We start from the raw sequence: 22,337 nt of genomic DNA, 5'->3' as shown, positions 1-22,337 counted from the left end.
GTGCACTACCTGATCACTCACCTCCCGGCGGCGTGGACGCTGACCGTGATCCACCTACGGCTGTCGCTGGTGCCGGTGCTGGCCGGGCTGGCGATCGCGCTGCCGTGGGGGGTGCTGGCGTGGCGCAGAAACGTGCTACGACGACTGACCACGCTGACCGCCAGCGTGGTGTTCACCATCCCGTCGCTGGCGCTGTTCGTGGTGTTGCCGCTGATCATTCCGACCCGGATCCTGGACGAGGCCAACGTCATCGTCGCGCTGACGCTCTACACCACGGCGTTGTTGGTGCGATCGGTATTCGAGGCGCTGGACGCGGTGCCGTCGCACGTGCGTGACGCCGCCTCCGCACTTGGTTACCGTCCGGTCGTGCGGCTGCTCAAAGTTGAACTGCCGCTGTCGCTTCCGGTGCTTGTCGCCGAGCTGCGGGTGGTCGTGGTGACCAACATCTCAATGGTCTCGGTGGGTGCGGTGATCGGGATCGGCGGCCTGGGCAGCTGGTTCACCGAGGGCTACCAGGCGAACAAGAGCGACCAGATCGTCGCGGGGATCATCGCCATCCTGGTGCTCGCGTTCGTGGTCGACGCGCTGATCCTGTTGGCCGGATGGCTGGCGACGCCTTGGAACCGTGCGTTGCGCCCCGGCCGCCGACTGCTGACGGCTCCGGTGGTGGGGGGCTCGCGATGAACTTCCTCGAACAGGCGCTGTCGTACCTGTTCACCACGGCCAACTGGACCGGCCCGGTTGGGCTGGCGGCCCGCACGTTGGAGCATCTGCAGTACACAGCGGTGGCGGTGGCCTTTTCGGCACTGGTCGCGATCCCGGTGGGCTTGATAATCGGCCACACCGGCCGCGGCATCCTCGTGGTTGTCAGCCTGGTCAACGCGCTACGCGCGCTGCCGACGCTCGGCGTGCTGCTGTTAGCCGTGTTGCTGTGGGGGCTGGGCTTGGTGCCCCCGATTGTGGCGCTGATGCTGCTGGGCATCCCACCGCTGCTGGCCGGCACGTACGCCGGCGTCGCCGCCGTGGACCGCACCGTCGTCGATGCCGCCCGCTCGATGGGGATGGGCGAGATGCGAGTGCTGTTACGAGTCGAGGTGCCCAACGCGCTGCCGCTGATTTTGGGCGGGTTGCGCACCGCGGCGTTGCAGGTGGTCGCGACCGCGACGGTCGCTGCCTACGCCAGCCTGGGTGGGCTCGGCCGATATTTGATCGACGGCATCAAGGTGCGCCAATTCCACATCGCCCTGGTTGGTGCGCTGATGGTGGCCGCGCTGGCGTTGCTCCTTGACGCCGCGATGGCATTCGCGATCTGGGCCTCGGCGCCCGGCACCGGTCGGCTGCGCCGCACGCCGCCGAGTGACTCGAACGTGATGGAATACGCCTCGAAATCACCCGAGCCGTCGCCTAACGTAGACCCGTGAGCCCTGCCCCAACGGAAGCGACGTCGAACTCCTGGTCGACCATTTTCACCTGGCGCGCACACGACTCCAGGCGGATGGAATCGGTACGAGTGCAGTTGTCCGGCAAGCGAATCAAGGCCAACGGCCGCATCGTGGCCGCCGCCGCCGACACCAACCCGGCGTTCGCCGCGTACTACGACCTGCAGACCGACGATCGCGGCGCGACCAAGCGACTCGGGATGACGGTCACGCTGGCCGAGCGCGAACGCCAGCTCGCCGTCGCCCGCGACGAGGAAAACATGTGGATGGTCACCGACCATCAAGGCGAGTCCCGGGCGGCTTATGACGGCGCGCTCGACGTCGACGTAGTGTTCAGCCCGTTTTTCAACGCCTTGCCGATCCGCCGGTGCGGCTTGATGGAGCGGGCCGACTCGATCACGGTGCCGACCATTTACGTGCGGCTGCCGGAGATGGCGGTGACCTCCGCGATGGTCAGCTACAGCAGTCCACCGCCGGGAACTGACGAGGGGATCAAGGTGCACTCGCCGGTGTCCGAGGTAACGCTGACCGTCGACACCGATGGCTTCATCGTGGACTATCCAAGCTTGGCAAAGCGGATCTGATCACCCCGCCGGCGCGACCCGCGGCGGCCAGCTCTTGGCGCCAATTCTCGGCGCCGACGAACACCGTGACGATCTCGGGTCGCGGGAAACTGTCGTAGCGGGTGCGTGCGGCATGCCCGGCCTCGACAAGCTCAGCGACGGAGTTGTTGTGCGCCAGCGAGTCCCGTGCTTCGGTGAGCAATGCGATGGCCCGGTCCACCGTCGGCAGCAGTTGGCTCGAGTTGGCTTCGCACATGGCCCGCACCAGATCCGGCGCGCTGCCTGCCACCCGCGTGCCGTCCCGGAAGGACCCCGCGGCCAGTGCGAACGCCAGCGGCACCTCCGACGCGGTGACCGCCAGTGCTTCGGCGAGTAGATGCGGCAGGTGCGAGATCGCGGCCGCGGCGGCATCGTGTTCGTCGGATCTGGCCGGTACGACCACCGACCCGCAGTCCAGCGCCAGCTCCATCACCAGTGACCAGACCGCGGGGTCGACGTGGTCGTCCACGCTGATCACCCACGGGGCGCCGGTGAACAGCCGGGCATGGCCGGCGGCCCAACCCGAATGCGCCGTCCCCGTCATCGGATGCCCGCCGACGAAGCGCTGCTGCAGACCGGCGGCGGTCACCTCGTCGAGCACCGCGCTTTTGACGCTGGTGACGTCGGTCAGCGGACAGTCCGGCGCCAATTGGCTGATGTGGGCGAGCAGGATCGGCAACGCCGGCATGGGCACGGCCAGCACGATCAGCGCGCCGATATCGGCGGCGCGGGTCAGCGCTTCGGTGAGGTCGATGGTGGCGTCGAAGCCGTCGAACCGGGCCGCCTGGGCCCCTTCGACCGACCGGTTGTATCCGAAGGCCTCGCGGCCGGCCGTGGTCGTCGCACGCAGTAACGAGCCTCCGATCAGCCCCAGACCCAACACGCACACCGGTGTCTTCGCCACCCCACAAGGTTGGCACATTCGCCTGGGAGATCCGACGCCCGATATGCGGCCGACGCGACGCCGATCTGCTGGTCAACGGGCATGAGGGGGACTAGCGTAGGCGCCCATGGGCGCACAGCGGGCTTCCGCGCAGGCGGACACGCCGGACGGGTTCGGTGTGGCCGTGGTACGCGAGGACGGTAAATGGCGCTGTTCTGCCATGCCAGCAAAAGCCCTGACCAGCTTGACCGCGGCAGAAACCGTGCTGCGCGAGTTGCGCAGCGCCGGCGCGGTTTTCGGATTACTCGACATCGACGACGAGTTCTTCGTCATCGTGCGACCGGCCCCGTCGGGAACCCGGCTGTTGCTTTCGGACGCCACCGCGGCACTGGACTACGACATCGCCGCCGAGGTGCTGGACAACCTCGACGCCGACATCGATCCCGAGGACCTGGAGGACGCCGACCCGTTCGAGGAGGGTGATCTCGGGTTGCTCTCCGACGTCGGGCTGCCCGAAGCGGTGCTGGGTGTCATTCTCGACGAGACCGACCTGTACGCCGACGAGCAGCTGGGCCGCATCGCGCGGGAGATGGGCTTCGCCGAGGAACTGTCGGCGGTGCTCGAACGTCTCGGACGGTGAGGTCCGACGACGACCTGATCCGTGCCGCCCTGTCGGTCGCCACGACCGCGGGCCCACGTGACGTCCCGGTCGGTGCGGTGGTGGTCGACGCGGACGGAACCGAGCTGGCCCGCGCGGTCAACGCGCGCGAGGCCCTGGGTGATCCGACCGCACACGCCGAGATCCTGGCCATGCGGGCTGCCGCCAGCGCACTCGGTGACGGGTGGCGGCTGGCCGGTGCGACGCTGGCGGTCACCCTCGAGCCATGCACGATGTGCGCAGGCGCGCTGGTGATGGCGCGCGTTGACCGCCTGGTGTTCGGGGCCTGGGAGCCCAAGACCGGAGCGGTCGGCTCGCTGTGGGATGTCGTCCGCGACCGCCGGCTCAACCACCGCCCGGCCGTGCGCGGCGGGGTGCTGGCCGATGAATGTGCTGCTCTGCTGGAGGAATTCTTCGCCCGCCAGCGATTGGGGTGGTAAGGGCGGCGTTGGGTAAGCTGTCCGGCGGTGGCGTGTCCGAGCGGCCTAAGGAGCACGCCTCGAAAGCGTGTGACGGGTAACCCCCGTCCGAGGGTTCAAATCCCTCCGCCACCGCCATAGCTGTAGACGTGTTCGCGCAGGTAAACAGTGCTTTTGCTGTTCGCTAGAGGACATCATTTCGTCCCTGTGGCCACATTTTGGCCACACTTTCAGGTGAATACCGGCTATCCAGAGTCATTGCGACCGCGTCCAGATCGTCATCGAATAGATCCGCATAGGTGTCCAGGGTGACCTGTACGTCTAGCCCGAGATGCTCCAATGCGAGTGCAATGTCGATGGCTAGCTGAAGCCGGTGGGCAGCGTCGCTGCGCCGTCGCCCCTGAACGGGGTTTTCGGGATTTCCGCACGACATTGTGAGCCGTGTCGCACAATGATGGCTCGTAACCAGCGGTGTGAGCGATGCCGGAAGTCAGTCGTCAAGCAACCCAGGAAACGGTCGATGACGCCCCCGAAGTCCTCGACCTGCCGAGCACGCCACCGCCCGCCGGGATCGGCCTGTGTTTATCCGGCGGCGGCTATCGCGCGATGCTCTTTCATCTCGGCGCGGTGCGCCGGCTCAATGAGACCGGGTGGCTGGCGCGCCTGACGCGCATCGCGTCAGTGTCGGGCGGCTCGATCATTGCCGGCAAGCTCGGCATGGAGTGGAAAAACCTGACATTTGACCAGAACGTTGCCATCAATTTCGATGCGCTGGTCGAGAAACCGATCCTCGACCTCGCCGCGCACACCATCGACGTCCCGGCGGTGTTGGGCGCACTCCTGCTACCCGGGCGGATCTCCCAACACGTGCAAAGTGCCTACGACAGACGGCTTTTTCGCGGCGCGACACTGCAGGACCTACCCCACGACGGTGACGGCCCACGGTTTGTGCTGCTGGCCACTAACCTGACCCACGGGACCCTCTGGCGCTTCAGCCAGCCCTACATGCGGGACTGGAAAACCCCGGAGATCAGCAAGCCAGCGATTCCGCTGGCGCAGGCGGTCGCCGCGAGTTCGGCGTTCCCCCCGGTGCTTTCGCCGAGCCTCCTCCGCCTGCCCGGCGGGGGAACCGTCCAGCTCACCGACGGCGGGGTCTACGACAACCTCGGCCTGGAGCCGGTCGTGAAGAACTGCGCCACCGTCTTCGTCAGCGACGGTGGCGGCACCTTCAACGAGCACTTAGTGCCCCAGAAGAACTGGATCCAGGGCACGCTGCGAGTGCTCAGTACAATCGACGTCCAGGTGCGGCGGCTACGCCGCCGCCAGATCAACGGCATGCTGGCCGCCGGCCAGCGCCGGGGCGCATTCTTCGCGATCAACACCGACTACGCGAGGTTCCCGAATTCTAGCTCGAGGCTGCCTGCAGCGCTGACCGCGACCAAGGAGCTCGCGGGGACCAAGACCCGACTGGCGCGCCTCGACCCGGTGCGCAGCAGGCGGCTCGTCAACTGGGGCTACGCGGCCTGCGACGCGGCACTGCGCAGCTACGTCGATCCGAAACTCACGCAGCCGCCCGGTTTCCCGTATCCGAAGGAGGCACTGTAGGTGTCCGAGCAACCTGTGATCTCTGGAGCCGATCTGGACCGGTGGCTGGCTAAGGTACCCGACGCCGCGCTGCGGCCGCTGGTGCTTTTGGCGGCTGGTCTGCGCTGGCGGAGCTGGCCGGATCGTTGGTCATCGGAGAACCATCGACCAGGCGATGATTGGCGCGTCGTGTGGCATCTCGAGCGCCGCGACTTACACAGGCTTAACCCGCGGGAGTTCAGTGCTCAGATATCGGAAACGGCTGCCACGAGTTACGGAAACCCGCCACACGCCAGGCCCTATCTAGGTCAGCGATGGCCGCGTCGACCGGTCTATCGGGGTGGCCCAGGATGGTGCTGACCGGGGCCGCGCGAGCCGCCGTCAGCACCGACGGCACCTATGTGGCAAGCAGCGACAAGAGTTTTTGGCCGTCCGGTATGCCCCATCCGGTCACGGCGTCGAAGCCTTTGGCGGCCGAGTACCCCTTGCCGGGATTCGGGTAAGCGGCGTTATCTCCGGTGACGATATCTATGAAACCCTCCGTGCTCACGTTGTTCTGGTAGAGCAGGGGCGTCATGAGACGCCGCCGTTTGGCCGCGGGCAGCGCCGCGTTGATCCGCGCCAGCAGGGAAGCCCACACCGGCGTCGACGCGCTGGTGCCGCCGTTAAGCTTGGGCAGTCCTCCGAACACCAGCGAATACAACGGCGGGCCCGCCAGCGCGGCCACGTCGGGAACGATTCGTCCCTTGAACGATTTGTCCGCTGATGGCGGGTTGAGGGAAGCAATGTCGACGGTCTGCCAGGGCGGCCGCGGGAAAAGCCCGCTGACACCGCCTCCCGTTGATCCTCCTCCCTGGTCCGTTCGTCGTCCGGGCGGTTGGTTCCAGACCACTTCCTCGACGGAAAACGGGTTGTCGGGCCGCTGCAGGGTGAGCATCGTCCCGCCCACCGACAGCACGTAGGGGCTGGATGCGGGGAACTCCACGTGGGCGTTGGTATCGCTCATCTGGCAGTTGGTGCCGTCGTCCCCGGAGGAAACACAGGCCGTAACCCCGATCAGGGCAAGCCCGGCCAGCAAATCATTGATGGTCTGGATCCCGATCTCCGCCCAGTCGGGGCTGTCCTCGGCCAAGCCGTAACTTATTGACAGGAAGTGCGGGGCATCTGCGTGGACCTGGTCGAGAAGGTTGTACCAGCCTTGCTGGTCCCACGTCGCGTAATACACCGAGATCTCCGCAGCCGGACACAGCGCCGCGACGATTTGCACGTCCATCATCGTTTCGCTGGCCGCGTTAAGAGTCGCCGTCAAAACAGGGCCGGTATAACGCAACAATTGGCTCGCGGTGAGCAACTGGACTCCCGTGAACGGCCAGAAATTATTGACCCCCACGGGCTTGACGACGGGGACGGGCCTGCCGTGTCGCTGGCAATACTGTGCAAGATCGTCCGCAAAGTAAACCGGGGGAGCAAAAAACTTGACCGCTTTCCCCTTGGGAGGCCGCGAGGTCAAGGGTGCGCCGAATTCCACGATGGCGATTTTCTGGCCGGCACAATCCCCCGGGGGGAAATTGTAGCGACCCTCGATGTCCGCGGGCGTGAAGCCGGGTCCCTCGAGAGTGACAGCTGGCTGCGCAGCCGCCCTTCGGGCAACCGGCCGCTGGTCCAAACCGAGCACTGCCTCCACCAGGTCGGCGATTTCCGCGGGAGCTTTGATGGAACCCGCCCTGCCTCGAAATTCGCCGTATTCCGGGCTGTGGTAAATCCCCATGTCGGCGTGAAACGCCGATTCCATATCCGCTGCGGTGCCACTCACCCGCAGACTGCGACCAGTGGCCCCGACGCCATCAATATGCAGTCCATACGAGCGCAGACTATCTTCCACCTTGCCGATATCTTCCGGGTCGGCGCCGTACTTTTTCGTAAACTTGGCCGGAGTCAACGCCTTGGCCGGCATCTTGTCCGGCGACGGCAACTCGGGAGCTTTCAGCACGACAGTTACTTCGACGTGCGCGCGCGGATCGACGTCCCCAACCCTGCGCGCGTCGGCGGGCGCGGGCCGATCAGTTCCAGGGAGTACCGCGTGAGTGTCACTCATGTGCGTCACCTTCTGATCTCAAACTTGGTCAGGTCGAGGCCACCGGTACGGTCTTGATCTTCACGACCTGAGATCGACGTCCATTTTGGCCCCACGACGCGCCGGACTTCGGCGGTTTGAGGTAGTTAGTCTCCTCTTTCCCTGCCACCGCACCGCCCGGATACTGGGGCCTTGACCTTTGCAATGCGCCCGTCCCTAACAGTCGCTTAACAACCGCCCAACAATTGCCAGCTTCCAGTGATTGCCGGCCGACCACGTGCACGAGCGCAATGACGCGGTGTCATCCGAATTCGTCGTCTGATTGACCGTGTCGTCAGTTTTGCGTGCTAAGCACAGCGCAATGTGTCAAGCCAGAATCATGATCATTTTGTGGTTGGGGGTCGGCCAGGCAATTGAGGTCACCGGCCGCCGGGTATGTGCAGAAAACAGTGCACTTGCGACGATCGGGGCGGTTACCGTGTTGCGGTACCGGGGCTGGTCACGGTGAACTGGTCCGACGAATTTGCAGGGGGCGGGATGCGCGCGCGGACCACGTCGGGGCCGTTGACTTTGTAGGCGACGGCGGGCACCCATGTCGTGCTGCCCCCGTCGAATTCGTCAAACCGGAAGTTTTCACCGTCGATGATCCAGTGACGGCCGCGCGTCAAGGTAGGCCCGTCCTCTGGCGGATGGGGTAGGGGAGCAGTTGCGATGCACCACAACGACACTCAGTACTGGCGCTACCTGCAGAGCCTGCGGCCGGGCGATCCGGAATTACCGTCGGAGCGGGCCTGCCGGCAGCTGCTGCGCACGATCGGGCAGTGGAAAAGCCGGCCGGGCTGGCTGACTGAAAAGCAGGTGGGCCATCTGTTTCACGGCCGCGACGATCTGACGGAAGAGGAAAACGACGAGCTTGCGGCTAAGCCGGTCATCGTCCGTAAAGCGCGTGCCATCGAGCGCATGCTCGAGCTGATTATGGACCCCGTCACCCGCTGGTGGTGATGTAAGACTTCAAACAGTCGCGCTCGCCTAGCGGCGCCGATCAACAAGCTCGATTAGGGCAGTATGACAATCTTGCCGGTGACGTGCCCTGCGCTGCTTGTCTTGAGTGCCGCGGCAATCTCGGTGAGGGGAAAGGTTCGCGAGATCGACACCGTGAGCCGTCGTTGCTCGATGAGTCCGACGATTTCACGAAGAGCATCGCCGAGATCGCTGCCTCCACCCCCAATGTGAATCTGGATGCCGGTGTCCGCGGCGTCGAAGGCGACCAGCGTGAGCACGCGTTCGGGTGTTCCGGTCAGCTGGATCGACACGGGAATCTCGCCGCGGCCGGAGGCGTCGAGGACCGCATCGACGCCCTGCGGAGCGACGGAGCGGACCCGTTCCAGCAGTCCGTCACCGTAGGTAACGGGTATCGCGCCGATCGACCGCAGGTAGTCGTGATTGCGCTCGCTGGCGGTTCCGATGACCGTCACACCACGTGCTGCAGCGAGTTGGACGGCGAAGGTGCCTACCCCGCCGGCTGCGCCGTGGATGAGAAGCGTCTCGCCGGCTTTGACACGGAGTTGTTTCAGCACGGCGTACGCGGTTCCGCCGGCTCCCGCGAGCGATCCTGCGACCTCCCGAGCGATATCGTGGGGTCTGCGGACAAGACTCGTTGGCTCGGCGAGTGCGTATTCTGCGAATGATGGTGTGACCGAGCTGCCCAAAACCTCATCGCCCACAGCGAATTCGCTGACCCCGGGACCCACCTGGTCGACCACGCCGGACACGTCGGCGCCCACTCCCGCGGGAAGGGTAAGCGGTATCTCGTTACGCATGAGACCCATGACCGTTTTCGCGTCGATGGGATTGACTCCCGCGGCCCGTACGGCAACTCGAACCTGCCCTTGTCCGGCTGTCGGTGCCGGCACGTCGATCATCCGTAGGACGTCGGGGCCACCGTATTCGGCGAATTGCGCAATTTGTGTCATTTGTTCACTCCGGTTTTGTCAGCTTCGTTTCGTTATAGCAACACGTGATATGTCACGTTATTCCTGCGACGCCGGTGCCATCACGAACAGATCGTCGGGCAGACGATCCGGGGCTCGCGCCGGCAGGTGACCACTCTTGACGCCGTCAAGGCTCGAGAACGAAACCGCAGGCAACCAACGGGAACGAAGCGGAACGAGTCGGAATGAACCGGCAGCTCAGATGGCAAAAGCCCTGGTAGACCGTCAGGTTCGATTCCCGGCAGCTCCACCAGCGTTTACGCAGGTCGCCGTGGAATTTCGGAATTGCCGCTGCGAAGGTGGCATGGCCCGCTCGGCGGCTTTGGGTTCATCGGCCCGTGTGACGGCGTGATGGCCGGACGCGAGGCGAGTAGCGCATGCCGGCAGATTCGAGTGGTGGACTACGCGTTCCAACCCGCTGCGATCGCTCGACACTGGGCTCAGCACGCCTTGCGGGGCACCGACGCCCGAAGACCCGCAGTCCGACGTGCCCCTCACGACGGAGGTGCGACATGTTCGATGTGCAGAAGACTGCTCCCGGTGTTGGCCGATGCGGCTAGCACCGGTCCCACGTCGCCTCCCCCGCCGCCAGATGTGGGCTTTACACGGGCACGCGCCACGGTCGGGGTTCTGACCGGGTCGACCGTCAGGTGCGGGTAGGGGACCAACCGAGAGAAAGAACTCTGATGTCTAGCCGCCGTTGGTCACTGCGTATCGGCAAGCATGAGGCCTCCACGGGCCGCAGGTCGTCGGTTAACCAAAACGGGCGGGACATCGGCGGGCTTCTGCCGACGGGGACGGTGACGTTGCTCGCGGCCGACGTCGACTCCTCATCGCGGCTCTGGGAGGCCGACCCGACGAGATGATGAGCACCGCTCCGCCGGCCGGACGTATTCCCCAGGATCCCAGATTATTCCGGCACCCTCATTCGCCGGATAACGACGCGACTGCGGGCGTGAATTCAATGGCGGTGGACCCTTGCCCATCGCGGCCGGTGGTCGGGGCGCACCACTGCCCGTCAGGTCAGCGGAATCGGGTTCCCGTCGCTGTGATCCCTACCACGAACACCTCTAGCAGCGAAATCAGATCCTCGCACCGGGCGTTGGGTTACTCCAGACGCCGCTCCACCAGGGGCCGCGGGCGAGCCAGCGGGGGTACGAAATGACCTTGTCCGACGCCGTTGATCGGTTGCACGGCCAGTCCGCGGTCATCGCTCTGCGCCGCCGGGAAGCCGCGATAGGTTGTGACCCGCGCCACACGACGATGCTGTCGCTGGTGCTTTCCCGTCTGGTGTCGGTGCGAGTCACAGCGGCCTATGCAGTAGTGCTGGCCGTCATTGGTGGCACGCTGCTGGCGCTCGGTCCGAACATGCAGAGCGCCGTCGTCAGTCACATGAGCACCAACCTGTACAACCTGGCGAACGGTCATCTCGCCACGTTGGTGGCCAGCGCGTTTGTCACCGAGGGCGACGATATCTACTTCTTGCTGCCGGGACTGGTGTGCTTGCTGGCGCTGGGGGAGCTGGTCTGGCGCGGCAGAGGGCTGATCCTAGCGTTCGCGGTGGGCCACGTCGGCGCCACGCTGCTCGTTGCGGTGGGGCTGGCCGTTGCGATCGGGGCGGGGTGGCTGCCGATTTCGGTTGCCCACGCCAGCGACGTCGGTATTAGCTACGGCGCACTGGCGGTATTGGGCGCGCTGACCACCGTAATAAAGACTCGGTGGCGTCCGGCCTGGATCGGCTGGTGGTTGGGCACAGCCTTGGTGGCCGCATCCTGGGCGGACTTCACCGCCGTCGGGCACTTGCTTGCGCTGATGTTGGGCATGGGGCTCTCCCGGCGGCTCGGCTCGACCACAGGCTGGACAGTCACACGAGTGGCATTGCTCGCGATCGGAGTCGCGTTCGGTTATCTGATGATCACCGGGTCGTTGCTGGTAACGATGGTCGTTGCCGGACCGGCCGGCGCGCTGGTCGCGCTGATCGCACAATGGGTCGCACGACGACGGCGCTTGCGGCGGCCACGCCACCTAGTCAGCATCAACGCGACCCAAATCGCCGAAGACGAAGAGACCCTAATCCCGGCAGCCCTCGCCATCGCGAACTGGGCCGTCGAACGAACCGCGAATCATAACTGCCAGCCAGAACTTGCGGCATAAGTCGTTCGGACCGACGTTCGGCACGGGGCTGTGGCAACGCCGTTCGATCACCTAGTCGCGCCGTTGATCACTGGCCGAAACGCGATGCCAGATACGGCAATCGGCGAGAAGTCTACGTAGTGCTCACCGGAGAGCTGATCGCGAGTCGCTCCAGCCTGACTCGGTCGACCAGTTCGACGCCGTGGATACCGGCAAGCTTCTGAGCGGCAGGCGTGAAAAGTCGATTTGTCACCACCATCGTGGCCGTGCCGTGGTACATCGCAGCGCCAGCAACCACCTGTTGAATTGCAGCGACCCCACCGGCTGGGCCTGCCGCTTGCATTGAACCGCGACCTTCGCTGTGCTCTTAGTTTCGATGAGATCCCAAGGGAAAGGGTTGACTACTCTTGACGCCGTCAAGACCCAAGAACGAAACCGCAGGTAACGAGCGGGACTGAACCGGACCGAGACGGAGCGAACCAGCAGCTCAGAAGGCAAAGGCCCAGCTAGAGAGGCGGGTTCGATTCCCGGCAGCTCCACAACACAAGGGCCGCTGAAACGCGGGCGAACGAACCGGGATAGCGCAACTGGCGTAAGGCTTGTGCGAGCGGTGCATCCTCGATCCGACGAGGATAGTTCAGGGCAGCAGAAGGTACCCTCCGATGCAATGGCGGAGACGCGATGAGTGCGGGTCTTTTCGGACTCCTCGACGACGTCGCGGTTCTCGCACGACTGGCCGCCGCCACCGGCCGCACGACCGCCAAGGCCGCCGGAGTGGTCATTGATGACACCGCGGTGACACCGCAATACGTCCACGGGATCGCTGCCGAGCGCGAGTTGCCCATCATCAAACGCATCGCGATCGGATCCCTGCGCAACAAGCTGCTGTTGATCCTGCCCGTCGCAATGCTCCTCAGTCAGTTCGCGCCGTGGCTGGTGACCCCGATCCTGATGCTCGGCGCCATATACCTGTGCTACGAAGGCGCCGACAAGGTGTGGGGCACTATCCGCGGTCATGACGCCGACGCCGCGCCGGTCGCCGAGCATGACGTGGTGACCGGGGCGATCCGGACCGACTTGATCCTGTCCGCCGAGATCATGGTGATCGCCCTCAACGAGGTGGCCGACCAGGCGTTCGTGCCGCGGCTCATCATCCTCATCGTCGTTGCCCTGGCCCTCACCGCTGTGGTGTACGGCGTCGTCGCCGTCGTCGTCAAGATGGACGACGTCGGGCTGCGCCTCACTCAGACCGCATCCCGAATCGGGCAGAAGGTCGGCCGGGGCCTGGTCGCCGGGATGCCCAAACTGCTCTCAGCGCTCTCAGCGGTCGGGACGGTGGCGATGCTCTGGGTGGGCGGCCACATCCTGCTAGCGGGCAGCGACCACCTCGGCTGGCACACTCCCTACGGCTTGGTACACCACGTCGAGGATCAGGTTCACCACGGTGTCGAGTCCGCCGGCGGCGTGCTGGCCTGGTTGGTCAACACCGGAGCGTCCGCGGTGATTGGATTGGTCGTCGGAGCCGTAGTCGTCGCACTCATGCACCTGCTGTCGTTCGGTCGGCGAGGTCGCTCCTCCCCGTAGACGTCAGCACCCGCCGGACTCGTCACCGGACAGCGCGGACCCGCGTCGTTCAAGCTTGGCCGACGAGTGATGTACCGCCGTGCCGACATCGAAAAGTGGCTGGAGGAAGCGCAATGACCGCACCCGGTGCAACGGAAGCTGCCTGGGCGTCTGCGCAGCTGTCGAGGCCGGTTTGCTGGCTGCGATTCGGCCTTTATTGCACATGACCCCGTCCTTACGAGCGGTCGCTGTAGGTGCTATCGGACGCCGTGGCCACACTGTGGCCACAATTTGGCCACAGTCACAGTTAACTCACGTGAACTACTGTGATGTGTTTCAGCAGCTAAGGCGGCCATAGGCGTGTTGATCAGGTAGCTGAATAGGGTTCCAATCCCTCCGCCACCGCCAGTGCGATGTCTCGGGACATCGTTCACGGTTTGATACCACCTGAACCTGCGAGTCATCGTTGGCGAAACCGTCCAGGTAGAACTGCGGCACGGTGTGATGACGGCGGGAGATTTGAGCCATCAGCTCGGGCTAATGCGTCGACCTGCGGTCTCAGGTGCGCGCGCCGGCCCGTCGAGCAGACTGCACCCGTCGCCGAGCGAAGGCCCGTAGGTGACGGCGCCGCACGGCCATCTCTGGCTCGAACAAGCGCCGTTCGGCCCCGGCCACGTCCCGCCTAGCCGCACCCAGGTCGACGCCAACGTTATGCACTGACCCCGAAACGCACGGTCAGCGACTTCACCGCGGCAAGACTCCAGGCAACCGCCGTGGCCGCGCGGTGGCCACAATTTGGCCGCAGTTACAGATGACTGGGGTGAATTATCGTTATGTGTTCCAGCAGCTAGAGCCTGTTTCGGCACCGTGACCAGGCAGCTGAATAGGTGTTCGGCTCAAGCACGAGCCGGGAAGACGCCCTGAAGCGCAATGATCCAGTTCAGCACGAGCGAGGGCTGACGGTTCTCATGCGCCGCACCGCCTCCGGTGCCCCCGATCATTCCCGCGTTCATTTGCGCGTTTGCGGTACCCGCGTAGATTTTGTTTGATGCCTCGGCAGGATAGCCCCCGGTTGGCCCAGCCTCATTCCCCTTGGCCGAATGGCAGTTTACCGAATGTGTGTGAGACGGGATTTGAGTCGTATTGAGCGTGACCGATTCGGCTCCTAACGTTTCTCCAACGTTATAGCTCGACAATCCGGGGCCTTGACCGGACGAGACCGGCACACGACCGCGCAGATCAGGCAGCGCGAAGGTGCTGACACCATCGCCGCCGTAGGTGGTCCCAATGAGCGAAAACAGCGGCTGGTTTTGCGCGATCGACAACAGTTGGCCGTTGCAAAGCGCCCATCCATTGGGCGCGAAGTCATACGGAATAAGCATTAACTGGCCCAAGAAAGGTTCCATGTAGTCTTTCCTAATTCAACAGTTCAGTAACTTTCAAACCAAATTCGGAACGTAGGCAGAACAAGTTCACCGCGAGGGCAACCCGATCGCTCCGTCTGGTCCTTTTTGGAGAAACTTTACTGTTGGCATAACAAAATCTCCTTTTTGTGGACCTGCCGAGGGGCAGGCGGTACGTAATTGAAGATGACCAGCTATCGTTGCGCGCTGCCCCACTCGCAGGGCAAGGATGTGGTCCGCTCAGCGGACCACTCGGGTCAGTCTCCCAGCGAGGCCCGTGGAGTTTACGGCCAACCCTGCGCGACGTTTCTACACGGTTGCTTGGCTCAATGTGTGCGTAGCAAGAAGGCCAGCGCTGTCATAGCCTGCACGTCGGCCGTCAGCAGTTTGGGAGTTCTGACCGCGTTGACGGTGCTTCCTCAGCGCTGCGCTTGGCCACCTACCCGCACTTCTTCTCAGTGAGACACCCAACAGCGTATCGGCCGTTACGAGTCACCAAGCGGCAACCCGCCGCGTTCCCCTCCAAGAGCGCCGTCGCTGCGTCTCGTATCGATTCATAAGGCCAGGCACTTCCATTAAAAGTGTCGGACTCAGTTTTGCGAACGGATTTGTGGCTATGTACTTTGCTGGCGTCGGGTTGAGCGGGTCATCGCGCGAGCCGCACTGGGTGGATCGGAGCCAGGCCCTCGATCGACCTTGTGGCCACGTTTGGCCACAATTTGGCGGCAGCTCTGGTTATCTGGAGCTAAGTAGCGTGATGTGTTTTCGCAGCAAAAGCGGCTGGTCTCTCGTTGACTAGGTAGCTGAACAGGGTTCAAATTCATTGGTGCGAAACGAATTTGGCAGCCACCGCAGTTCGGAGGCGCCATCCTCGAAACGCGGAACCCGGCTCTAAACCTTGTCTTCTGAGAAATTCTCAGCGAGAGTTAAGCGGTAACGCATCTTGCTGGGAGTCACCGTGAGGCGTAGTCGACAGCATTGTCGCTCTCTGGTCATTGCGCTGTTCGCAGGCGCTTCGCTGCTGCTGCTCGCTCTGATGTCGATGTTCTCGGTTCCGATCTCGCGGGCAGACAACCCGGATGACGCGCTCAACGCGCTGATGATGGGTGGCTCGGGCATGCCGACTCCCAGCGAGTTCTGGCAGAACACGATCATCACCGACTACATCGACCCCGCCACCGGCGGCGATTACACCCCGGTGCTGGTCCCCACGCCGGAATCGTTCGCCAGTACCTCGATGCCGACCGGTCTGGCGGACCTGCAGGCCGCGATGGCTGCGCAGCAAGCGGCCGATCCCGGTGACCCGTACCTGGTCGAGGGTTATTCGCAAAGCGCTGCCATCGCGGTATTGGACAAAATGCAGCTGATGGATTCCGGGCAGCACCCGGACGTCACTTTCTTGCTGCTCGGCGACCTCAACCGCCCCAACGGCGGGCTTGACGAGCGGTTCGACGGTTTGAACATCCCGGGGGCGGGAGGCGCTTTTAACGGCGCGGATCCGACCGATGCCGGTATCCCGACCATCGACATCGCGAACCAGTACGACTTCGTCGCGGACTTTCCGCAGTATCCGATCAACGGACTGGCCGACCTGAACGCGCTGTTGGGCTTTATTTACGCGCACGCCGCCTACGGCGATGGACCACTGCCCGAGGAGATTCCGTCGCTCTGGCCACCCTCAGAGCCACTATCCGGCCCGTTCGCCGACGAATACACGCTCGGGTCCACCGAGATCGTCAAGCAGGTCGACGGGGACACCACGTTCTACTTCATCCCCACCACCGAGCTGCCGCTGCTTGATCCGCTGCGCAGTCTGGGGGTACCCGAGTCGGTGCTCAACATCTTCCAGCCGGCACTGCAGGTGATCGTCGAAGCCGGCTATGACAGGTCCATTCCGTTCGGCGATCCCACCCCGGCAGAGCTCATTCCCAGCATCGACCCGCTCACCTTCCTCCTCGAGTTCGCCAACGGCGTTGTGCAGGGCGCCGACAACGCCTTCGAGCTGTTCGGTGCCCAGCTGCCCGGATTCACCGACCTGGAAAGCTTTTTCACTTCGGCCGAGACGTGGTCTGAAGCAGACGTCGGCGTGCCCTACGACCAAGTCGTGACAGAACTCAACAACGACTTCAACCCGTTCACCGCCTTCGCCGAGCTGGAAGCGCCGCTGGGTCAAGACATTCAGATTGTCTTGGACGACACCGGCATTCAGCAGGATCTGCTCGACCCCATCCTCGGGCTCCTCGGGCCGATCGGCGGACTGTTCACCAGTTGAGGAAGCCGGCCCGGCCAGGCAGTTTAGCGGCGGTTGCTCTACCGGGTATCTTCGAAGCATCAGTGGCGCCGGGGGGCGTGCGCGGTGTTGCCGTCAGACAGAATTCGGCAGCGCACAACTATGTGGGGGCTTGGGAGGATATGGAGGGCGAGGACCTCGTACTCGGACTGTCGATGGCACCATCGACAGTCCGGATGGTGCTGGTCGAAGGGAAAAACGGCGACGGCGCCACCGTCGATCAGGACGGGTTTCCGGTTGCCATCGCAACCAATACCAGCAGCGCAGCAACCCTGACCGCGGCCAATCAGGTGATGGCAGCGATCCTGGGCACCCAAGAAGGCGCCGCTCAAGGCGGTTATCGGTTGGCAGCGACCGGCGTGACGTGTACTGATCCGGTCGAGGCCGGTGCGTTGCGCGATGCGTTGGCTGCCCACAGGGTGGAAAACATCATGCTGGTCTCGGCCTTTCTGGCCGCGGCCGCGTTGGCCCAGTCTTTCGGCACCACCATCGGCTACGCCCACACCGGGTTGCTTTTCATCGAGCCGGAGTGCGCGACGCTGGCTGTTGTCGATTCCACGGACGGTTCGGTCACCGATGTGCGCCGAGCGGCCCTGCCGGATGATGACACGGATGCCGTGGCTCAGCTCACCGCCCTGGCGGCCGACGCGGTCAGGCTGCAACCCTGTCCACAAGGCCTGTTCGTGGTGGGCTCGAACGGCGTTGACGTCGGGATGATCAAGGCCGAGCTCGACGCCGCGTCTCCGCTTAGCGTCAGCGCGCCCACCGAGCCCGAATCGGCGTTGGCCCGGGGCGCGGCGCTGGCATCCGCGCACGCGCCGCTGTTCGATTGGTCGACCAACGCTCTGGCGTATGCCCAAGATCCCGGTACCGGAGCAGCGGACCCGGTCGTTTCGGTTTACGGCGCCGCTGAAGGGACCGGCGGCCAACAACGGGCTTACAGCGCCGCGCCGGACGAGCCCGACTTCTATACCGCTGTCGGGGATGCGGAATTTTTGTCCGACGAGGCTGAGCTGGGTCGTCGGCCGTTCCTGGTCGCCCTCGGGGTAATGATGGTTTTCGTCTTCGGTGTTGCGGCGCTGACGATCTCGCTGGCGCTCGATATCCGTCCATCGGTCGATAAGCGGCCCAGCCTCGGGAGAAGTGTGGTGGTTCCGGCCAGTCCGGCGCCGCTACCGGCACCGGCCGCTCCGGCGATCGCCCCCGCTGCCCCGGCACCGCCGGCGCTCGCACCGCCCGCTCCGGTGGCTCCGCCACCGGCGGTGGTTGCGCCGGTGATACCGGTGCCGATTGCACCGATACCTGGGCCGGGCCCGCTGGCCCCGGGTCCGCCGCCCCCGATGCCCGGGCCGTGGGGTCCGGGACCCGGACCGTGGGCCCGGCCGGGGCCGCCGGGTCCTGGTCCCATGCCGGGCATCCCGCACGGCCCGGGCCCGGGCCTCCCGGGCATCCCCCATGGCCCGGGTCCTGGCCTCCCGCACCTTCCGGGTCTCCCGGGCTTCCACCTGTGACCGCACGGGCCCAGACCGTCACACCGCTGCGCGCATTCGGCCGAATCCGCTTCATGCCAGGGCTTTAATGGGGCCATGGACCTGATGAGCCCCACCGACTCGGTGTTTCTGCTGACCGAATCGCGCGAGCACCCCATGCACGTCGGCGGTTTGCAGTTGTTCAAGCCGCCGGAGGGGGCCGGGCCGGAATTCGTCCGGGAAGCCGCCGACGCGCTGATGGCCAACCGCGAATTCCAACCCACCTTTCGCAAGCGACCCGCCTGGGTTGTTGGCGGACTCGCCAACGTTGCGTGGGCTTACGACGATCCGGATGACGTCGACATCGACTATCACTTGCGGCGCTCGGCGCTGGCGTCGCCGGGACGGGTGCGCGAGTTGCTCGAGCTGGCGTCGAGGCTGCATAGCAGCCTGCTCGACCGGCATCGCCCGCTGTGGGAGGCCTACTTCGTGGAGGGGTTGAACGACGGCCGGTTCGCCCTGTACAGCAAGTTCCACCACTCCCTGATCGACGGTGTTTCCGCGATGAAACTGATGCGGCGCACGTTGTCGACCGACGCGGATGATCCGGAGCTGCGGGCGATTTGGAGTCTGCCCCGTCATCATCGCCATCCGGTCGAGCGGTCCCGATGGCAGGCGCTGCGGCAGCTGGCGGGATCCGTTGCGGCCTTTGGTCCCTCGACGTATTCCGTGGCCCGCGCCGCGCTCGTGGAACAGCAACTGACCTTGCCGTTCGCCGCACCGCGCACCATGCTCAACGTTCCCATCGGCGGTGCGCGACGCGTGGCCGCCCAGTCGTGGTCGCTGGAACGGGTCAAGAGCATCAAGCGGGCCGCCGGAGTGACCGTCAACGACGTCGTGCTCGCGATGTGTTCCGGCGCGCTGCGCTCCTACCTGCTGGAGCACCAGGCGCTGCCCGACACGCCACTGGTCGCTATGGTCCCGGTGAGCCTGCGTACCGCGGATGAGGCCGACGCCGGCGGCAACATGGTCGGCAGCATCTTGTGCAACCTGGCCACCGACGTGGACGATCCGGCGAAGCGGCTCGAGACGATCAGCGAATCGATGCGGGGCAACAAAAAGGTGTTCTCCGAACTCCCTCGGCTGCAAGCGTTTGCGTTATCGGCTTTCCTCATCGCGCCGCTGGGACTCGCTGCGGTTCCGGGCTTCGTCTCGTCGGCACCACCGCCGTTCAACATCGTCATCTCCAACGTGCCGGGGCCGACCGAGCCGATGTACTGGGGCGGCGCCCGGCTCGACGGCAACTATCCGCTGTCGATCGCGCTGGATGGGCAGGCTTTGAACATCACCCTGACCAACAATGCCGACAACATCGATTTCGGCCTGGTCGGATGCCGGCGAAGTGTGCCGCACCTGCAACGGCTGCTCGGTCACCTGGAAAGCTCGCTGAAAGATTTGGAACGCGCGGTCGGAGTCTGAGCGACACGATGCCCAAGCTGAGCGCAGGGCTGCTGCTCTATCGGGTTCGCGACGACGTCGGGCTCTCGCGGCAACCCGCTGCGGTCGAGGTCCTGATCGGGCACCCAGGTGGGCCGTTTTGGGCTCGCAAGGACGACGGCGTCTGGTCGATTCCCAAGGGGGAGTACACCGACGGCGAAGACCCGTGGGCAGCCGCGCAGCGCGAGTTCGAAGAGGAGATCGGACTGCCGCCGCCGGTCGGAGCGCGGATCGAGTTCCCACCGCTGAAGCAGCCCAGCGGCAAGGTTGTCACGGCGTTTGCTGTGCGAGGCGATCTCGACCTCACTGATGCGCGCAGCAATACCTTCGAACTCGAATGGCCCAAAGGTTCCGGGCGGGTTCAGACCTTCCCCGAGGTCGACCGGGTCGGCTGGTTCTCGGTGGCGCAGGCCAGGACCAAGCTCCTCAAGGGGCAGTGTCCATTTCTGGATCGATTGATGGCAGATCCGACGCTGGCCCATCTACGTGAAGGTGATTGAACCCGGCGTATGTTCACAGTCATGCAGACCCTGCGAACACCCGACGACCGGTTCACGGATCTACCCGAGTTTCCCTATGCCCCAAACTATTCCGAAGTCTCAGACGACGACGGCGGCACTCTGCGGATGGCCTGGGTGCAAGACGGCCCGGCTGACGCCGACCCGGTGCTCATGCTACACGGCGAGCCGTCGTGGTCCTTCCTGTACCGCAAGATGATTCCGGTGCTGGCCACCGCCGGGCATCGCGTCGTCTGCCCGGACTTGGTCGGGTTCGGTCGTTCCGACAAGCCGACTCGCATCGAGGACCACAGCTACGCGCGCCATGTCGAATGGGTACGGGAACTGGTCTTCAACATCCTGGATTTGCACCGCGTCACCCTGGTCGGGCAGGACTGGGGTGGATTGATCGGATTGCGTTTGGCCGCCGAGCATCCCGAACGCTTCAGCAAGCTCGTCGTCGCCAACACCGGGCTGCCGACCGGAGACATCCCGATGCCGAAGATCTGGTGGCAGTTCCGCGAGGCGATCCAGAAAGCGCCGTCGATCGACGTCGGCCGGTTCGTGCAGGGCGGCTGTCGTCGGCCGATGAGCGACGAGGTGCGCGCGGCCTATGACGCGCCGTTCCCCGACGACACCTATTGCGCCGCGCCGCGGGCCATGCCCGGGTTGGTGCCGACGTCACCGGATGATCCCGCGGCACCGGCCAACCGCTCGGCATGGGCCACGCTCTGCGCGAGTTCGACGCCGATGCTGGTCGCCTTCAGCGACGGGGACCCGATCACCGGCGGGATGGCGCCGATCTTGAAGCGCGAGATGCCCGGCGCACAGGGGATCGAGCACCCGGTCGTGCACGACGCCGGGCACTTCCTCCAAGAGGACGCCGGCGAAGAGCTGGCCGGCTATATCGTCGAATTCCTGCGCAGCTGACCGACGTCAGCGGGCGATCTACCGGGCATCCTCCGGACGCCTGCACAATGTGATCATGACGAGTGTGTCGAGTGTTGCCGGGCCGCAGGCACTTCTGCTGCAGCTGCTGGACCCGGCCAACCGCGCCGACCCGTATTCGGTGTACATGCAGTTCCGGGACAACGGGCCAATCCGGCTACCGGAAGCCAACCTGCACGTCTTTTCGGCGTATCGCGACTGCGACGAGGTGCTGCGGCATCCGTCGTCCTCGGTCGACCGGCTCAAGTCGACGGTGGCTCAACGCATGCTCGCTGACGGTGCGACCGCGCGTCCGATGGGCCCCCCCGGCTTCCTGTTTCTCGATCCGCCCGATCACACCAGGCTCCGTAAACTGGTCAGCAAGGCGTTCGTGCCCAAGGTCGTCAACGAGCTGCAACCAGAGATCGCCGGGCTGGTCGACGGACTGCTCGACCGCATCGCCGAAAGGGGTCGGTTCGACGTCGTCAGTGACCTGGCCCACCCGCTGCCGGTGGCGGTCATCTGCCGGCTGTTGGGAGTTCCGCTGAAGGACGAGCCGGAATTCGGCCGCGCATCGGCGATGTTGGCGCAGGCGCTGGACCCGTTCTTCGCAATCACCGGCGAGCCCGCAGAAGGCATGCAGGAGCGCATTCGCGCCGGTCAGTGGCTGCGCGACTATCTGCACGACTTGATTGACCAGCGCCGCACGCAACCCGGCGATGACCTGATGTCGCGGTTGATCGCCGTCGAGGAGTCCGGCGACCAGCTGGCCGAAGACGAGATCGTCTCGACCTGCAGCCTGTTGTTGATCGCCGGTCACGAGACCACCGTGAACCTGATCTCCAACGGGATGCTGGCAATGCTGCGCGACCGGTCGCAGTGGACGGCCCTGGGAGCCGACGCCGAAC

The 22,337-nt window shown here is 64.8% G+C and carries 23 protein-coding genes and 1 tRNA gene; 17 read left to right on the top strand and 7 right to left on the bottom strand.

The window, feature by feature from the left end:
• The 3 genes from VKI00_RS03530 (at position 1) to VKI00_RS03520 (ending at position 2,023) form a co-directional block, all read left to right on the top strand.
• Positions 1–684: an ABC transporter permease gene (locus VKI00_RS03530; protein WP_324435418.1), complete on the top strand. Its 684-nt coding sequence runs from the start codon at positions 1–3 to the stop codon at positions 682–684.
• Positions 681–1,421: an ABC transporter permease gene (locus VKI00_RS03525; protein ID WP_324435416.1), complete on the top strand. Its 741-nt coding sequence runs from the start codon at positions 681–683 to the stop codon at positions 1,419–1,421. Before VKI00_RS03530 ends, VKI00_RS03525 begins: the two co-directional genes overlap by 4 nt.
• A 74-nt stretch (positions 1,422–1,495) precedes the next feature.
• Entirely contained in the window at positions 1,496–2,023 is a 528-nt protein-coding gene (locus VKI00_RS03520) for a putative glycolipid-binding domain-containing protein (RefSeq protein ID WP_324435438.1), read from the top strand.
• Here VKI00_RS03520 and VKI00_RS03515 read toward each other — a convergent pair.
• Complete coding sequence (locus tag VKI00_RS03515; RefSeq protein WP_324435436.1) at positions 1,986–2,930, bottom strand: prephenate dehydrogenase; 945 nt, start codon at positions 2,928–2,930, stop codon at positions 1,986–1,988. The two genes, VKI00_RS03520 and VKI00_RS03515, sit on opposite strands and share 38 nt — an antisense overlap.
• Positions 2,931–3,051: 121 nt before the next feature.
• Here VKI00_RS03515 and VKI00_RS03510 point away from each other — a divergent pair, with 121 nt between their 5' ends.
• The 4 genes from VKI00_RS03510 (at position 3,052) to VKI00_RS03490 (ending at position 5,606) form a co-directional block, all read left to right on the top strand.
• Positions 3,052–3,564, top strand: a complete 513-nt coding sequence (locus tag VKI00_RS03510; RefSeq protein ID WP_324435414.1) for a tRNA adenosine deaminase-associated protein — start codon at positions 3,052–3,054, stop codon at positions 3,562–3,564.
• Entirely contained in the window at positions 3,561–4,022 is a 462-nt protein-coding gene (locus VKI00_RS03505; RefSeq protein WP_324435412.1) for a nucleoside deaminase, read from the top strand. Before VKI00_RS03510 ends, VKI00_RS03505 begins: the two co-directional genes overlap by 4 nt.
• Before the next feature lie 26 nt (positions 4,023–4,048).
• Positions 4,049–4,139, top strand: a tRNA-Ser gene (locus VKI00_RS03500).
• Between the two features lie 342 nt (positions 4,140–4,481).
• Positions 4,482–5,606 carry a patatin-like phospholipase family protein gene (locus VKI00_RS03490; RefSeq protein ID WP_324435410.1) on the top strand — a complete coding sequence of 375 codons (1,125 nt, stop codon included), beginning with the start codon at positions 4,482–4,484 and terminating at the stop codon, positions 5,604–5,606.
• 376 nt (positions 5,607–5,982) lie between these two features.
• On the opposite strand, the gene VKI00_RS03485 is transcribed toward VKI00_RS03490, so the two are convergent.
• Together VKI00_RS03485 and VKI00_RS03480 are read right to left on the bottom strand one after the other, a co-directional pair.
• A complete protein-coding gene (locus VKI00_RS03485; RefSeq protein WP_324435408.1) occupies positions 5,983–7,680 on the bottom strand; it encodes a S53 family peptidase in 1,698 nt (565 codons plus the stop codon).
• A gap of 452 nt (positions 7,681–8,132) precedes the next feature.
• Positions 8,133–8,327, bottom strand: a complete 195-nt coding sequence (locus VKI00_RS03480; RefSeq protein ID WP_324435406.1) for a hypothetical protein — start codon at positions 8,325–8,327, stop codon at positions 8,133–8,135.
• Positions 8,328–8,370: 43 nt separating this feature from the next.
• Between VKI00_RS03480 and VKI00_RS03475 the strand changes: the two genes are divergently transcribed.
• Positions 8,371–8,661, top strand: a complete 291-nt coding sequence (locus VKI00_RS03475; protein WP_324435404.1) for a hypothetical protein — start codon at positions 8,371–8,373, stop codon at positions 8,659–8,661.
• A 53-nt stretch (positions 8,662–8,714) separates the two neighbouring features.
• Here the strand turns inward: VKI00_RS03475 and VKI00_RS03470 are convergent, their stop codons facing one another.
• The gene (locus VKI00_RS03470; RefSeq protein ID WP_324435402.1) at positions 8,715–9,632 is read right to left on the bottom strand and encodes an NADP-dependent oxidoreductase; all 918 of its coding nucleotides are present in this window, start codon (positions 9,630–9,632) and stop codon (positions 8,715–8,717) included.
• Positions 9,633–10,336: 704 nt separating this feature from the next.
• Between VKI00_RS03470 and VKI00_RS03465 the strand changes: the two genes are divergently transcribed.
• A complete protein-coding gene (locus VKI00_RS03465) occupies positions 10,337–10,516 on the top strand; it encodes a hypothetical protein (protein WP_324435400.1) in 180 nt (59 codons plus the stop codon).
• Positions 10,517–10,811: 295 nt separating this feature from the next.
• A complete protein-coding gene (locus VKI00_RS03460) occupies positions 10,812–11,804 on the top strand; it encodes a rhomboid-like protein (RefSeq protein ID WP_324435398.1) in 993 nt (330 codons plus the stop codon).
• A 112-nt stretch (positions 11,805–11,916) separates the two neighbouring features.
• Here the strand turns inward: VKI00_RS03460 and VKI00_RS03455 are convergent, their stop codons facing one another.
• Positions 11,917–12,081: a restriction endonuclease gene (locus VKI00_RS03455; RefSeq protein WP_414687106.1), complete on the bottom strand. Its 165-nt coding sequence runs from the start codon at positions 12,079–12,081 to the stop codon at positions 11,917–11,919.
• 383 nt (positions 12,082–12,464) lie between these two features.
• Here VKI00_RS03455 and VKI00_RS03450 point away from each other — a divergent pair, with 383 nt between their 5' ends.
• Positions 12,465–13,367, top strand: a complete 903-nt coding sequence (locus VKI00_RS03450; protein WP_324435396.1) for a DUF808 domain-containing protein — start codon at positions 12,465–12,467, stop codon at positions 13,365–13,367.
• Positions 13,368–13,682: 315 nt separating this feature from the next.
• Here VKI00_RS03450 and VKI00_RS03445 read toward each other — a convergent pair whose 3' ends face one another.
• Positions 13,683–13,874: a DUF4238 domain-containing protein gene (locus VKI00_RS03445; protein ID WP_324435394.1), complete on the bottom strand. Its 192-nt coding sequence runs from the start codon at positions 13,872–13,874 to the stop codon at positions 13,683–13,685.
• 368 nt (positions 13,875–14,242) lie between these two features.
• Positions 14,243–14,752 (bottom strand): phage tail protein, encoded by a 510-nt coding sequence (locus VKI00_RS03440; protein WP_324435392.1) that lies wholly within the window; start codon positions 14,750–14,752, stop codon positions 14,243–14,245.
• Positions 14,753–15,707: 955 nt separating this feature from the next.
• Between VKI00_RS03440 and VKI00_RS03435 the strand changes: the two genes are divergently transcribed.
• From VKI00_RS03435 to VKI00_RS03410, 6 genes are all read left to right on the top strand, one after another.
• A complete protein-coding gene (locus VKI00_RS03435) occupies positions 15,708–17,021 on the top strand; it encodes a PE-PPE domain-containing protein (protein WP_324435390.1) in 1,314 nt (437 codons plus the stop codon).
• Between the two features lie 140 nt (positions 17,022–17,161).
• Entirely contained in the window at positions 17,162–18,550 is a 1,389-nt protein-coding gene (locus VKI00_RS03430; protein ID WP_422656523.1) for a DUF7159 family protein, read from the top strand.
• A 75-nt stretch (positions 18,551–18,625) separates the two neighbouring features.
• Positions 18,626–19,987, top strand: a complete 1,362-nt coding sequence (locus tag VKI00_RS03425) for a wax ester/triacylglycerol synthase family O-acyltransferase (RefSeq protein ID WP_324435388.1) — start codon at positions 18,626–18,628, stop codon at positions 19,985–19,987.
• Positions 19,988–19,995: 8 nt separating this feature from the next.
• Entirely contained in the window at positions 19,996–20,505 is a 510-nt protein-coding gene (locus VKI00_RS03420; protein ID WP_324435386.1) for an NUDIX domain-containing protein, read from the top strand.
• Between the two features lie 21 nt (positions 20,506–20,526).
• Positions 20,527–21,432 (top strand): haloalkane dehalogenase, encoded by a 906-nt coding sequence (locus VKI00_RS03415; protein ID WP_324435384.1) that lies wholly within the window; start codon positions 20,527–20,529, stop codon positions 21,430–21,432.
• A gap of 55 nt (positions 21,433–21,487) precedes the next feature.
• Positions 21,488–22,337: cytochrome P450 (locus VKI00_RS03410; RefSeq protein WP_324435382.1), on the top strand; the 850-nt coding region annotated here is incomplete at its 3' end.

The organism is Mycobacterium sp. (genome assembly GCF_035314665.1).
Classification (GTDB): domain Bacteria; phylum Actinomycetota; class Actinomycetes; order Mycobacteriales; family Mycobacteriaceae; genus Mycobacterium.
The sequence above is the reverse complement of the archived record's forward strand: the minus strand, read 5'-3'. Positions and strand labels throughout refer to the sequence as shown.